We start from the raw sequence: 13,137 nt of genomic DNA, 5'->3' as shown, positions 1-13,137 counted from the left end.
GTTTATCCGTATCGAGAATGCGTACTGTATTACAGAACCGCTTTCTCTACAACGCGAACCAGCGTCCAGGACTTAGTCTTGGACAGCGGACGGCATTCGCGGATTTCAACCACGTCACCGATACCGCATTCGTTGTTCTCGTCATGTACGTGCAGTTTGGTCGTACGCTTGATGAATTTGCCGTATACCGGGTGTTTCACCATACGTTCGATAGCAACAACAATGGATTTCTCCATTTTGTCGCTAACCACGCGACCTTGCAGAGTACGGATTTTATCGGTCATTACGCACCCGCCTTCTGAGTCAGTAAAGTCTTAACGCGTGCAACATCACGACGCACTTGCTTCAGCAGATGAGTCTGTTGCAGCTGGCCACTTGCAGCCTGCATACGCAGGTTGAACTGCTCACGCAGCAGGTTCAGCAGCTCAGCGTTCAGCTCTTCAACGCTTTTTTCACGCAGCTCTTTTGCTTTCATTACATCACCGTCTTAGTTACAAAGGTGGTTTTGATCGGCAGTTTCGCTGCTGCCAGGCCGAATGCTTCACGGGCCAGCTCTTCCGGTACGCCGTCCATTTCATAAAGGACTTTACCCGGCTGAATCAAGGCAACCCAGTACTCCACGTTACCTTTACCTTTACCCATACGAACTTCCAGCGGCTTCTCGGTGATCGGTTTGTCCGGGAATACACGGATCCAGATCTTACCTTGACGCTTAACTGCACGGGTCATAGCACGACGTGCTGCTTCGATCTGACGTGCAGTCAGACGACCACGGCCAACAGCTTTCAGACCGAAAGTGCCGAAGCTAACATCCGTACCCTGCGCCAGACCACGGTTGCGGCCTTTATGCACTTTACGGAATTTTGTACGCTTTGGTTGTAACATCAGCGACGCTCCTTATTTACGGCCTTTACGCTGCTGCTTTTTAGGTTGAGCAGCCGGTTCCGGTTGTTCAACAGCAGCCATACCACCCAGGATCTCACCTTTGAAGATCCATACCTTAACGCCGATTACACCGTAAGTGGTGTGCGCTTCAGAGGTGTTGTAGTCGATGTCAGCACGCAGAGTGTGCAGCGGTACGCGACCTTCACGGTACCATTCGGTACGTGCGATTTCCGCGCCGCCCAGACGGCCGCTAACTTCAACTTTGATACCTTTAGCGCCCAGACGCATTGCGTTCTGTACAGCACGCTTCATAGCACGACGGAACATAACGCGACGTTCCAGCTGAGAAGTGATGCTGTCAGCAACCAATTTAGCGTCCAGTTCAGGCTTACGAACTTCGGCAATATTGATCTGTGCAGGCACGCCAGCGAGATCCGCGACGACCTTGCGCAGTTTTTCTACGTCTTCGCCTTTCTTACCGATAACGATACCCGGGCGAGCAGTGTGAATGGTCACACGAATGCTTTTAGCCGGACGCTCGATAACGATACGAGATACAGACGCTTTCGCCAGTTCCTTAGTCAGGTACTGACGTACTTTAAAATCGCTGTCCAGGTTGTCAGCGAATTCTTTGGTGTTCGCAAACCAGGTTGAGTTCCATGGTTTTACAATACCCAGGCGAATACCATTAGGATGTACTTTCTGACCCATTGCTAGTCTCCAGAGTCTCAGCGATCGGACACAACCACAGTAATGTGGCTGGTGCGCTTCAGGATGCGATCTGCACGACCTTTAGCACGCGGCATAATGCGCTTCATGCTCGGGCCTTCGTCTACGAAAATTTTCGCAACTTTCAGATCATCAATGTCAGCGCCATCGTTGTGTTCAGCGTTAGCAATGGCAGATTCCAGTACCTTCTTGACCAGTACAGCAGCTTTCTTATTGGTGTAGGTCAGAATATCCAGGGCCTGCGACACTTTCTTACCGCGAATCAGGTCAGCAACAAGGCGAACCTTCTGAGCAGAAGAACGAGCATGGCGATGTTGAGCTAAAGTTTCCATCTCTTCCTCCTACCTTATTTCTTCTTCGCTTTTTTATCAGCAGCATGGCCGCGATAAGTACGAGTCGGTGCGAATTCACCCAGTTTGTGACCAACCATTTCGTCGGAAACAAAAACTGGAACGTGCTGACGACCATTATGGACAGCGATGGTCAAACCGATCATGTTAGGAAAGATCGTTGAACGACGGGACCAAGTGCGCAGGGGCTTCTTGTCTCCGCTTTCCACCGCTTTCTCTACCTTCTTCAGCAAGTGCAGGTCAATAAAAGGACCTTTCTTGAGAGAACGTGGCATGGCTTATCCTCTAAAATTATTTGCTACGGCGACGTACGATGAATTTATCAGTACGCTTGTTGCTGCGGGTCTTCTTACCTTTGGTCTGAACGCCCCACGGAGTTACCGGGTGCTTACCAAAGTTACGACCTTCACCACCACCATGTGGGTGGTCGACTGGGTTCATCGCAGTACCGCGAACGGTAGGACGAACACCACGCCAGCGTGCAGCACCTGCTTTACCCAGAACGCGCAGCATATGCTCAGCATTGCCAACTTCGCCCAGAGTAGCGCGGCAATCTGCTTCGACTTTACGCATTTCACCAGAACGCAGACGCAGGGTGACATAAGCACCATCGCGAGCAACGATCTGAACGTAAGTACCAGCGGAACGCGCCAGCTGACCGCCTTTACCTGGTTTCATTTCTACGTTATGAACGGTAGAACCAACCGGGATATTGCGCATCGGCAGGGTGTTGCCTGCTTTGATTGCAGCATCAACGCCAGACTGAATCTGGTCGCCAGCTTTCAGGCCTTTAGGGGCCAGGATGTAACGGCGCTCACCGTCTTTGTACAGAACCAGCGCGATGTTCGCGGAGCGGTTCGGATCGTACTCAAGACGTTCAACAACTGCCGGGATACCATCTTTGTTGCGTTTGAAGTCAACAATACGGTAGGCCTGTTTGTGACCACCACCGATATGACGGGTGGTGATACGGCCATTGTTGTTACGACCACCGGATTTGCTGTTTTTTTCAACCAGCGGAGCAAAAGGTTTGCCCTTGTGCAGCTCTGGGTTGACCACTTTAACAACGTGGCGACGACCCGGAGATGTCGGTTTACATTTAACAACTGCCATTGTATTACTCCTCCGACTTACTCAGCGCCGCCGACGAAGTCCAGATTCTGGCCTTCCTTCAGGGTGACGTAAGCTTTTTTCCAGTCGCTACGACGACCGATACGCTGTCCGTGACGTTTAACTTTCCCTTTAACAACCAGGGTGTTAACGACTTCGACTTCGACTTCAAACAGTTTCTGCACAGCAGCTTTGATTTCTGCTTTGGTCGCGTCTTTAGCAACTTTGAGAACGATGGTATTGGTTTTTTCCATCGCAGTAGACGCTTTTTCAGAAACGTGCGGTGCACGCAGCACCTTCAGCAGACGTTCTTCACGAATCATGCCAGCATCTCCTCAACTTGCTTAACAGCATCAGCAGTCATTACGACTTTGTCGAAGGCGATCAGGCTAACCGGGTCGATACCAGTTGCATCACGTACGTCAACCTTATGCAGGTTGCGCGCAGCAAGGAACAGGTTCTCGTCCAGCTCACCGGTGATGATCAGCACATCTTCCAGAGCCATGTCTTTCAGTTTCTGTGCCAGCAGCTTAGTTTTAGGCGCTTCAACAGAGAATGATTCGACAACGATCAGACGATCCTGACGTACCAGTTCGGACAGAATGCTTTTCAGCGCGCCGCGGTACATCTTTTTGTTAACTTTTTGACTGTGGTCCTGCGGACGCGCAGCGAAGGTCACGCCACCTGAACGCCAGATCGGGCTCTTGATAGAACCTGAACGCGCACGGCCGGTACCTTTCTGGCGCCACGGCTTTTTGCCTGAACCAGTTACTTCAGCACGAGTCTTCTGAGCACGAGTACCCTGACGAGCACCAGCTGCATAAGCAACTACAACCTGGTGAACCAGCGCTTCGTTGAAATCACGACCGAAGGTAGTTTCGGAAACAGTCAGCGCGCTCTGCGCGTCTTTCAATACTAATTCCATTGCTATCCCCTTACGCCTTCACAGCTGGTTTAACGATCAGGTCGCTACCGGTTGCACCCGGGACCGCGCCTTTAACCAGCAGCAGGTTGCGCTCAGCGTCAACACGTACTACGTCCAGGCTCTGAACGGTGACACGTTCGTTACCCAGCTGACCTGCCATTTTCTTGCCTTTGAACACTTTGCCCGGAGTCTGGTTCTGACCGATAGAACCCGGTACGCGGTGGGACAAGGAGTTACCGTGAGTAGCGTCCTGGGTACGGAAGTTCCAGCGCTTAACGGTACCAGCAAAACCTTTACCTTTAGAGGTACCGGTTACGTCAACTTTTTTAACGTCAGCAAACAGTTCAACGCTAATGTCCTGACCTACGGTGAATTCTTCGCCGTCAGCCAGACGGAATTCCCACAGACCACGGCCAGCTTCAACGCCAGCTTTAGCGAAGTGACCCGCTTCCGGTTTAGTTACACGGTTAGCTTTTTTAGCACCAGTGGTAACCTGAACGGCACGGTAGCCATCGTTAGCCAGATCTTTAACCTGAGTAACGCGGTTTGCTTCAACTTCGATTACGGTTACTGGGATAGATACGCCATCTTCAGTGAAGATGCGGGTCATGCCCACTTTTTTACCGACTAAACCAATCATTGTTTCAACCTCTCAATCGCTCGATGACCTGATTAACCCAGGCTGATCTGCACGTCTACACCGGCAGCCAGATCCAGACGCATCAGAGCATCAACGGTTTTTTCAGTTGGCTCAACGATGTCAACCAGACGCTTATGAGTGCGGATTTCGTACTGATCGCGCGCATCTTTGTTGACGTGCGGAGAAATCAGAACGGTAAAGCGCTCTTTGCGGGTCGGCAGCGGGATCGGACCACGGACTTGCGCACCAGTGCGCTTAGCAGTCTCGACGATTTCCGCGGTTGATTGATCGATCAGACGATGATCAAACGCTTTAAGGCGGATACGGATTCTTTGGTTCTGCATGAGACCAGAGCTCCAATTATTTTATAGACGAAATGGTTACTCCTCATACCCATTACGATTGATGGGAGAGTGTAACCGTTCTTACATAGTTCCCCAATTGGGAACATTGTTTGGTAGCGTGTTGCTACTACCGGGGTTCATATCGAACCGGCCGTCAACTTTGACAGGCCCGCGCATTATACGCAAATTCAGATACAACGCAAGGGCTGCGTACAAAATCATCACCTGTTTCCGGGAGCACGCACCCACGTTTACTGCAATACCATGAAAGGCCAGCAAATACTCTGGATTAGGAAGTCCACTCCTGTTTATTGCCTTTTGCCAGAAACCCCGTTCCAGCACCACACTCGGTCACTAAGGCCAAAACGCGGGAACAATCGATGACAATAGCGACCTTTGCATTCTTTATTATCCATGGCGGGCTATTACTCACGCTTTGTTGGCACGATCTGCGCTATGGCTTGCTACCCGATAAATTTACCTGCCCTCTGCTGTGGAGTGGGTTGCTTTATTATCTCTGTCTGTCGCCGGCCAATCTGGTACATGCCGTCTGGGGCGCGATAGGCGGCTATCTGGCCTTTGGCTTGATCTATTGGCTCTACAGGGGAATACGCAGGCGGGAAGGCATCGGCTACGGCGATATTAAATTTCTCGCCGCGCTTGGGGCATGGCATGGGTGGGAAGTTTTACCGCAGCTGGTTCTCATCGCAGCTATTCTGGCCTGCGCGGCCGTAACGGCGCTGATTTTGTGCACGAGAACAAGGCAGATGCTACACCACCCGCTGCCTTTTGGCCCTTTCCTGGCCACAGCGGGTGTGTTCTGTGGATGGCAGACGTTTATCAGTCAGCCACTTTAATCTGCGACTGAAGATAATTCTGCAAACCAATTTTGCCTATCAGGTCCAATTCGGTTTCCAGCCAATCGATATGGCCTTCTTCATCTGCGAGGATAGTGATTAACATATCACGGCTGACGTAGTCATGGACGCTGTCGGCATAGGCAATGGCCTCGCGTAGATCCTTCGCCCCTTCCAGCTCCAGCCTTAGGTCAGATTGCAGCATCTCCTCGACGTCTTCTCCGATGCGGAGTTTGCCGAGATCCTGCAGGTTCGGGATCCCTTCGAGAAACAAAATGCGCTCAATATACTTATCGGCATGCTTCATTTCATCGATAGATTCGTGGTATTCGACATCATTGAGGCGCATCAGGCCCCAGTTCTTGAACATTCTCGCATGGAGAAAGTATTGATTAATTGCGACAAGCTCATTTCCCAATAATTTATTGAGATAACTTATGATTTTGACATCACCTTTCATTATATAGTCCCTCCGCTTCCACTTATTGAAGCGTAGTTCGAGCTATAGGGATGTCAAAGTAAAGCTGAGGGGCTTCAGGCGATCTCTTGATATTCCGGCATGCGGGTTAATTCATCTTCCATAATCTCGCGCGCCGCACGGACGCACTTACCGCATTGATTTCCAACGGGAATAAATTTTCGCAGTTGTTGAAAAGACTGAGGATTGAATTGGCGCACAGCCTGACGAATTTTTTTATCGTTCACACCATTACACAGACAAACGTACATATATACTCCCGTTCAACTTACAAACAAAGTGTAAATGAGAATAGTTATGATTACAATAGCCTGTCTATTAAATAAACATTTACTCTATTTGCTGCCGGTCATCGTGCTGCAGCTCACATATAGCAGACAGCAAAAAGGGCGCCTTAGCGCCCTTTTTAATTCAGAACTAATTATTAGCCCAGAACTTTAGCAACAACGCCCGCGCCAACGGTACGGCCGCCTTCACGGATTGCGAAACGCAGACCGTCGTCCATCGCGATCGGATGGATCAGGGTAACAACCATTTTGATGTTGTCGCCCGGCATAACCATCTCTACGCCTTCCGGCAGTTCGATGGTGCCAGTCACGTCAGTTGTACGGAAGTAGAACTGCGGACGGTAGCCTTTGAAGAACGGAGTATGACGGCCGCCTTCGTCTTTGGACAGAATGTACACTTCAGATTCGAACTTGGTGTGCGGCTTGATGGAACCCGGCTTAGCCAGTACCTGACCACGTTCGATTTCTTCACGTTTGATACCACGCAGCAGAACACCAACGTTCTCACCAGCACGGCCTTCGTCCAGCAGTTTGCGGAACATTTCAACGCCAGTACAGGTAGACTTCGCAGTCTCTTTGATACCAACGATTTCAACTTCTTCGCCAACTTTGATGATACCGCGCTCTACACGACCGGTAACAACGGTACCACGACCGGAGATGGAGAATACGTCTTCGATCGGCAGCAGGAACGGCTTGTCAATCGCACGCTCTGGTTCCGGGATGTAAGAATCCAGGTAGCCAGCCAGTTCGATGATTTTCGCTTCCCAGTCTGCGTCGCCTTCCAGCGCTTTCAGAGCGGAACCACGAACGATCGGGGTGTCGTCGCCCGGGAAATCGTACTGAGACAGAAGTTCACGAACTTCCATTTCAACCAGTTCCAGCAGCTCTTCGTCATCAACCATGTCGCATTTGTTCAGGAACACGATGATGTACGGAACGCCTACCTGACGACCCAGCAGGATGTGCTCACGAGTCTGCGGCATCGGGCCGTCAGTCGCAGCAACAACCAGGATCGCGCCGTCCATCTGCGCAGCACCGGTGATCATGTTTTTAACATAGTCGGCGTGGCCCGGGCAGTCTACGTGCGCGTAGTGGCGAGTCGGGGTGTCATATTCAACGTGAGAGGTGTTGATGGTGATACCACGAGCTTTTTCTTCCGGCGCGTTATCGATCTGGTCGAATGCACGAGCAGAACCACCGTAGGTTTTAGCCAGAACGGTAGTGATTGCAGCGGTCAGAGTAGTTTTACCATGGTCAACGTGGCCGATAGTACCGACGTTGACGTGCGGTTTTGTACGTTCAAATTTTTCTTTAGACACGGCTATATTCCTTACTATAGTGCTCTCCCCTTCTGGAGAGAGCACGGGACTTTGGTTTTAACCCTGCGGCTTATTTACCACGGGCTTCGATTACGGCCTGAGCAACGTTGTTCGGCGCATCATCATACTTCAGGAACTCCATGGAGTAAGAAGCACGACCTTTGGTCAGAGAACGCAGCTGAGTTGCATATCCGAACATTTCAGACAGCGGAACTTCAGCGTGGATCACAACGCCAGTCACGTTGGATTCCTGACCGCGCAGCATACCGCGACGACGGCTAAGGTCACCGATAACGTCACCAGTGTTCTCTTCCGGAGTTTCTACTTCAACCTTCATGATCGGCTCAAGCAGAACTGGTTTCGCTTTCTTAAAGCCATCTTTAAAGGCAATAGAAGCGGCCAGTTTAAACGCCAGTTCAGAGGAGTCAACGTCGTGGTAAGAACCGAAGTGCAGACGCACGCCCAGATCAACTACCGGGTAACCAGCCAGAGGACCCGCTTTCAGCTGCTCCTGGATGCCTTTATCAACGGCCGGGATGTATTCGCCAGGAATTACACCACCTTTGATGTCGTTGATGAACTCATAACCTTTCGGGTTAGAGCCCGGCTCCAGCGGGTACATGTCGATAACGACGTGACCATACTGACCGCGACCACCAGACTGTTTAGCGTGTTTACCTTCGATATCGGTAACTTTCGCGCGAATCGCTTCACGGTAAGCAACCTGAGGTTTACCGACGTTCGCTTCAACGTTGAATTCACGCTTCATACGGTCAACGATGATGTCGAGGTGCAGCTCACCCATACCGGCGATGATAGTCTGGTTAGATTCTTCGTCAGTCCATACGCGGAAAGACGGGTCTTCTTTAGCCAGACGGCCCAGAGCCAGACCCATTTTTTCCTGGTCAGCTTTGGTTTTCGGTTCAACAGCGATAGAGATTACCGGCTCAGGGAATTCCATACGCTCCAGAATGATCGGCGCATTAGGATCGCACAGAGTGTCACCCGTAGTTACGTCTTTCAGACCGATAGCAGCAGCGATATCGCCCGCGCGAACTTCTTTGATCTCTTCACGTTTGTTAGCGTGCATCTGTACGATACGACCGAAACGCTCACGTGCAGCTTTCACGGAGTTCAGGATGGTATCACCAGAGTTAACCACACCGGAGTACACGCGGAAGAAGGTCAGGTTACCCACGAACGGGTCGGTAGCGATTTTGAATGCCAGAGCAGCAAACGGCTCATCATCGCTAGCGTGACGCTCAGCCGGAGTATCTTTACCGTCGTCCAGGATACCGTTGATCGCAGGTACGTCAACCGGGGATGGCAGGTAGTCAACTACCGCATCCAGCATCGCCTGAACACCTTTGTTCTTGAACGCAGAACCACAGGTTACCAGGATGATTTCGTTGTTCAGAACGCGCTGACGCAGAGCAGTTTTAATCTCTTCTTCAGTCAGTTCTTCACCACCCAGGTATTTCTCCATCAGCTCTTCAGAAGCTTCAGCAGCGGACTCGATCAGGTTCTGGTGCCATTCTTCGGCCAGTTCCTGCATGTCTGCCGGGATATCTTCGTAAGTGAAGGTTACACCTGCATCTTCTTCGTTCCAGTTGATGGCTTTCATTTTCACCAGGTCAACAACACCGGTGAACGCTTCTTCAGCGCCAATCGCCAGCTGCAGCGGAACAGGGTTCGCGCCCAGACGGGTTTTGATCTGACCAACAACTTTCAGGAAGTTCGCACCCATACGGTCCATTTTGTTAACGAACGCAATGCGCGGAACTTTATATTTGTTTGCCTGACGCCATACGGTTTCAGACTGAGGCTGAACACCACCAACTGCGCAGTAAACCATTACTGCACCATCAAGCACACGCATGGAACGTTCTACTTCGATAGTGAAGTCAACGTGCCCCGGGGTGTCGATGATGTTTACGCGATGCGGTTCATACTGCTTAGCCATACCTGACCAGAATGCAGTAGTCGCTGCGGAGGTGATAGTAATACCACGCTCCTGCTCCTGTTCCATCCAGTCCATGGTGGCAGCGCCGTCATGAACTTCACCGATTTTGTGGTTTACACCGGTGTAGAACAGAATACGTTCGGTAGTAGTAGTTTTACCGGCGTCGATGTGCGCACTGATACCGATGTTACGGTAGCGTGCGATGGGTGTTGTACGAGCCATTTGATTCCTCGTTATTTCTTTAGGCGTTCAGTTAAGTTATCCAAAACGGGCGACTTACCTGAAGCGCCCGTCTGGTGACTATGACTCCGAAGGGATTACCAACGGTAGTGTGCGAACGCCTTGTTGGCTTCTGCCATACGGTGAACGTCTTCACGTTTCTTAACTGCAGTACCTTTGTTGTCTGCAGCATCAGAGAGTTCGTTCGCCAGACGCAGAGCCATGGATTTATCACCACGTTTACGAGCAGCTTCAACGATCCAACGCATTGCCAGAGCATTACGACGAACCGGACGGACTTCAACTGGAACCTGATAAGTAGAACCACCAACGCGGCGAGACTTAACTTCTACAGTCGGGCGCACGTTGTCGAGAGCGACTTCGAAAGCTTCCAGTTCATTTTTACCAGAGCGCTGAGCCAGGGTCTCCAGCGCGCTGTATACGATTGCTTCTGCAGTAGATTTTTTACCATCTACCATCAGGATATTTACAAATTTAGCCAGCAGTTCTGATCCGAACTTAGGATCCGGCAGGATTTTACGCTGACCAATGACGCGACGACGTGGCATGGAAATACTCCGTTGTTAATTCAGGATTGTCCAAAACTCTAAGAGTTTAGTTTGACATTAATATAAAACGTTTGGCCTTACTTAACGGAGAACCATTAAGCCTTAGGACGCTTCACGCCATACTTGGAGCGAGCTTGCTTACGGTCTTTAACGCCGGAGCAGTCAAGCGCACCACGAACGGTGTGGTAACGAACACCCGGAAGGTCTTTAACACGACCGCCACGGATCAGGATCACGGAGTGCTCCTGCAGGTTGTGACCTTCACCACCGATGTAGGAGGTGACTTCGAAACCGTTAGTCAGACGCACACGGCAAACTTTACGCAGTGCGGAGTTAGGTTTCTTAGGAGTGGTGGTATATACACGAGTACATACGCCACGTTTCTGCGGGCAGGCTTCCAGCGCCGGCACGTTGCTCTTTGCAACTTTGCGCGCGCGTGGTTTGCGTACCAGCTGGTTAATTGTTGCCATTAAATAGCTCCTGGTTTTAGCTTTTGCTTCGTAAACACGTAATAAATCGCCTCATATAATATGAGGACGCAGAATTTTAGGGCGGTGCCGAAAAGGTGTCAAGAAATATACAACAATCCCGCCATTACCAGGCCAACTGACCCGCATGTTTGACGGTCAGTCTGACGAACTCAGTATAGCTAACCCTGATGACGCTGTCCGCAATTTGACCAGCCAGCCCGCGGGCTTCGATATCTTCTTGCAGAGCGTAGATAGAAATGGGGGCAGATTGCAGGATTTCAAGGAAACGCCCTTCCGCGATGGCGGCGATAACGCCGTCCGACAGCAGGAGAAGATCGTCACCCTCTTTTATCAAACGGCGCATCGTCGCCATATCAGCGTGCCAGGGGGAAGTGCTTAGCGTATGGAGCATTCAGGCCTCAGAAACGCAGTATCACGTTAAAATCATCAAGCCGGGCGCGCAGAGCCTCTGGCTCCAGCCATTCACCGTCAACGACCCACGGCGTAGCAGAATTCAGGCCGCGCTCCCGTGCTGAAGCAGCGCAAATCCAGCACTGTTCGATATCGTATAGCGATAAGAGTTTGAAGGTAGAGATATAGTCGCGCGCCAGCACCGCGGCAGGGCGCTGCTCTGAAAGCAGCTGAAATACGCCATCGCCCACGAAGAATACGCCGATCTCTTCCGTCAGGGCTGAGGTTGCCAGCAGGGCATCCAGCCCTTCCCTGCCCGATGCTGAACCATGGGGCGCAGACGAAAAAATAAAGGCTACGCGTTTCATCAGAACTGCACCATGCGATCGCAGGTTAACGCGGCTTCCGCCAGCGCGCCCAAGCCACTCAAGGTAAAACCCGGCTGCAAATTATGCGCAGGCAAACTCAGCTGCCGGGCCTCTTGTTCATCAGTGATTCCACGGCGTAAAGCTGCGGCTACACAGATATGCAAGGAAACAGCGTGTTCCTCATGCAGCGCCTGCCAGGCCCGAACCAGATCAAACTCGTCGCTGGCGGGTGCCGTAAGCTGATTCGCGTTGTAGACGCCTTCACGATAGAAAAAAATGCTAAGCAGCTCGTGCCCCTCCTGCAAAACGGCGCGGGCAAACTGTAATGCGCTGCTGGCCTGCTGGGTACCGTAAGCGGGGCCCGTCACCGTAATGGCAAAGCGCATTATTTATCCAGCCCCTGGAAATCTCCGCTTTTGAACTGACGAATGTAGAGATAAACCGTGTGCTTAGAGATGTTCAGCCGATCGGCTACCTGGTTAATGGCATCCTTGATATCAAAGATCCCTTTCTCATAGAGGTTCAGGACGATCTGCCGATTTTTGGCGTTGTTAGAAACGTTACGGTCAGCGTTCACCTCTTCAATTGTGAACTCAAGCGTCTGGGCAACCAGATCGTCAACCGATGAAGCAAAGTTGACCTGCGAGTTTACCTCCGTCGTTTCCGGCGGAATAAAGGTGCTCATTATTTGTGAGAACGGCACATCAAGATTCATGTTGATGCACAGCAGGCCGATAACCCGATGGTCACGGTTGCGGATGGCGATTGTGACCGATTTCATCAGCACACCGCTTTTTGCGCGGGTAAAATAGCATTTGGAAACGCTGCTATCGGCTCCAGTCATATCGTGCAGCATGCGCAGCGCAAGGTCGGTAATTGGCGAGCCGATTTGTCGGCCGGTGTGTTCACCGTTGGCGATACGAATAGCGGAACATTTTAAGTCCTGCAATGAGTGCAATACGATTTCACAGTGGGAACCGATGAGCATCGCTAACCCGTCCACTACCGCTTCATAGGATTTGAGGATATCGAAGTCGGTCTGGTCAAAAGGACGTTGATCCAGTAAATCAAGCTCACTGGTCTCGTTGGTTAAAAGCGACCTGGACATGAAAAAAAGCACTCCTTTTCAGGAGCCTGTCGTTATCGTCAGGGCAGGCTCATCATCATTATTAATCTATCTAAAGTAATACAGCGCCTGAGGTTCTTTCCA

General features: G+C 51.1%; 22 protein-coding genes. 1 reads left to right on the top strand and 21 read right to left on the bottom strand.

What is annotated here, in order from left to right:
• Nucleotides 1-29: 29 nt before the first annotated feature.
• The 11 genes from rpsQ to rpsJ are packed head-to-tail and all read right to left on the bottom strand — an operon-like array spanning nucleotide 30 to nucleotide 4,983.
• Nucleotides 30-284, bottom strand: a complete 255-nt coding sequence (rpsQ, locus tag GUC22_RS02135; RefSeq protein WP_004106347.1) for a 30S ribosomal protein S17 — start codon at nucleotides 282-284, stop codon at nucleotides 30-32.
• On the bottom strand, nucleotides 284-475 hold the full coding sequence (rpmC, locus tag GUC22_RS02130; RefSeq protein ID WP_002919754.1) for a 50S ribosomal protein L29: 192 nt from the start codon (nucleotides 473-475) through the stop codon (nucleotides 284-286). The genes rpsQ and rpmC overlap by 1 nt, the downstream gene beginning before the upstream one ends.
• Entirely contained in the window at nucleotides 475-885 is a 411-nt protein-coding gene (gene rplP, locus GUC22_RS02125; RefSeq protein WP_002919759.1) for a 50S ribosomal protein L16, read from the bottom strand. Before rplP ends, rpmC begins: the two co-directional genes overlap by 1 nt.
• A gap of 12 nt (nucleotides 886-897) precedes the next feature.
• Nucleotides 898-1,596 (bottom strand): 30S ribosomal protein S3, encoded by a 699-nt coding sequence (gene rpsC, locus GUC22_RS02120; protein WP_004106350.1) that lies wholly within the window; start codon nucleotides 1,594-1,596, stop codon nucleotides 898-900.
• A 17-nt stretch (nucleotides 1,597-1,613) separates the two neighbouring features.
• Entirely contained in the window at nucleotides 1,614-1,946 is a 333-nt protein-coding gene (gene rplV / locus GUC22_RS02115; protein ID WP_002919773.1) for a 50S ribosomal protein L22, read from the bottom strand.
• A 14-nt stretch (nucleotides 1,947-1,960) separates the two neighbouring features.
• Complete coding sequence (rpsS, locus tag GUC22_RS02110) at nucleotides 1,961-2,239, bottom strand: 30S ribosomal protein S19 (RefSeq protein ID WP_001138115.1); 279 nt, start codon at nucleotides 2,237-2,239, stop codon at nucleotides 1,961-1,963.
• Nucleotides 2,240-2,255: 16 nt separating this feature from the next.
• A complete protein-coding gene (gene rplB, locus GUC22_RS02105; RefSeq protein ID WP_000301869.1) occupies nucleotides 2,256-3,077 on the bottom strand; it encodes a 50S ribosomal protein L2 in 822 nt (273 codons plus the stop codon).
• Nucleotides 3,078-3,094: 17 nt separating this feature from the next.
• The gene (rplW, locus tag GUC22_RS02100; protein WP_000617546.1) at nucleotides 3,095-3,397 is read right to left on the bottom strand and encodes a 50S ribosomal protein L23; all 303 of its coding nucleotides are present in this window, start codon (nucleotides 3,395-3,397) and stop codon (nucleotides 3,095-3,097) included.
• Nucleotides 3,394-3,999: a 50S ribosomal protein L4 gene (gene rplD / locus GUC22_RS02095; protein ID WP_003031119.1), complete on the bottom strand. Its 606-nt coding sequence runs from the start codon at nucleotides 3,997-3,999 to the stop codon at nucleotides 3,394-3,396. The genes rplW and rplD overlap by 4 nt, the downstream gene beginning before the upstream one ends.
• 10 nt (nucleotides 4,000-4,009) lie before the next feature.
• Nucleotides 4,010-4,639 carry a 50S ribosomal protein L3 gene (gene rplC, locus GUC22_RS02090; RefSeq protein WP_004106354.1) on the bottom strand — a complete coding sequence of 210 codons (630 nt, stop codon included), beginning with the start codon at nucleotides 4,637-4,639 and terminating at the stop codon, nucleotides 4,010-4,012.
• Between the two features lie 32 nt (nucleotides 4,640-4,671).
• Complete coding sequence (rpsJ, locus tag GUC22_RS02085; protein WP_001181005.1) at nucleotides 4,672-4,983, bottom strand: 30S ribosomal protein S10; 312 nt, start codon at nucleotides 4,981-4,983, stop codon at nucleotides 4,672-4,674.
• A gap of 380 nt (nucleotides 4,984-5,363) precedes the next feature.
• Between rpsJ and GUC22_RS02080 the strand changes: the two genes are divergently transcribed.
• Nucleotides 5,364-5,840: a prepilin peptidase gene (locus GUC22_RS02080; RefSeq protein ID WP_049131930.1), complete on the top strand. Its 477-nt coding sequence runs from the start codon at nucleotides 5,364-5,366 to the stop codon at nucleotides 5,838-5,840.
• Here GUC22_RS02080 and bfr read toward each other — a convergent pair.
• The 10 genes from bfr to GUC22_RS02030 form a co-directional block, all read right to left on the bottom strand.
• Nucleotides 5,824-6,300 (bottom strand): bacterioferritin, encoded by a 477-nt coding sequence (gene bfr, locus GUC22_RS02075; protein WP_004125910.1) that lies wholly within the window; start codon nucleotides 6,298-6,300, stop codon nucleotides 5,824-5,826. The genes GUC22_RS02080 and bfr overlap by 17 nt on opposite strands.
• A gap of 74 nt (nucleotides 6,301-6,374) precedes the next feature.
• On the bottom strand, nucleotides 6,375-6,569 hold the full coding sequence (bfd, locus tag GUC22_RS02070; RefSeq protein WP_004125913.1) for a bacterioferritin-associated ferredoxin: 195 nt from the start codon (nucleotides 6,567-6,569) through the stop codon (nucleotides 6,375-6,377).
• A 173-nt stretch (nucleotides 6,570-6,742) separates the two neighbouring features.
• Entirely contained in the window at nucleotides 6,743-7,927 is a 1,185-nt protein-coding gene (tuf, locus tag GUC22_RS02065; RefSeq protein ID WP_004097636.1) for an elongation factor Tu, read from the bottom strand.
• A 70-nt stretch (nucleotides 7,928-7,997) separates the two neighbouring features.
• Nucleotides 7,998-10,112 (bottom strand): elongation factor G, encoded by a 2,115-nt coding sequence (fusA, locus tag GUC22_RS02060; protein ID WP_004115957.1) that lies wholly within the window; start codon nucleotides 10,110-10,112, stop codon nucleotides 7,998-8,000.
• Nucleotides 10,113-10,207: 95 nt separating this feature from the next.
• The gene (gene rpsG / locus GUC22_RS02055; RefSeq protein WP_004106370.1) at nucleotides 10,208-10,678 is read right to left on the bottom strand and encodes a 30S ribosomal protein S7; all 471 of its coding nucleotides are present in this window, start codon (nucleotides 10,676-10,678) and stop codon (nucleotides 10,208-10,210) included.
• A gap of 95 nt (nucleotides 10,679-10,773) precedes the next feature.
• Entirely contained in the window at nucleotides 10,774-11,148 is a 375-nt protein-coding gene (gene rpsL / locus GUC22_RS02050) for a 30S ribosomal protein S12 (RefSeq protein WP_002920115.1), read from the bottom strand.
• 124 nt (nucleotides 11,149-11,272) lie between these two features.
• The gene (tusB, locus tag GUC22_RS02045) at nucleotides 11,273-11,560 is read right to left on the bottom strand and encodes a sulfurtransferase complex subunit TusB (protein ID WP_024359852.1); all 288 of its coding nucleotides are present in this window, start codon (nucleotides 11,558-11,560) and stop codon (nucleotides 11,273-11,275) included.
• Between the two features lie 7 nt (nucleotides 11,561-11,567).
• Complete coding sequence (tusC, locus tag GUC22_RS02040) at nucleotides 11,568-11,927, bottom strand: sulfurtransferase complex subunit TusC (RefSeq protein ID WP_049087547.1); 360 nt, start codon at nucleotides 11,925-11,927, stop codon at nucleotides 11,568-11,570.
• Nucleotides 11,927-12,313: a sulfurtransferase complex subunit TusD gene (gene tusD, locus GUC22_RS02035; protein WP_004138410.1), complete on the bottom strand. Its 387-nt coding sequence runs from the start codon at nucleotides 12,311-12,313 to the stop codon at nucleotides 11,927-11,929. The genes tusC and tusD overlap by 1 nt, the downstream gene beginning before the upstream one ends.
• Nucleotides 12,313-13,035, bottom strand: a complete 723-nt coding sequence (locus tag GUC22_RS02030; RefSeq protein WP_004106380.1) for a transcriptional regulator — start codon at nucleotides 13,033-13,035, stop codon at nucleotides 12,313-12,315. Before GUC22_RS02030 ends, tusD begins: the two co-directional genes overlap by 1 nt.
• Nucleotides 13,036-13,137 lie beyond the last annotated feature (102 nt).

Source organism: Klebsiella sp. MPUS7 (assembly GCF_009905335.1).
Classification (GTDB): Bacteria; Pseudomonadota; Gammaproteobacteria; order Enterobacterales; family Enterobacteriaceae; genus Klebsiella; species Klebsiella grimontii.
The sequence above is the reverse complement of the archived record's forward strand: the minus strand, read 5'-3'. Positions and strand labels throughout refer to the sequence as shown.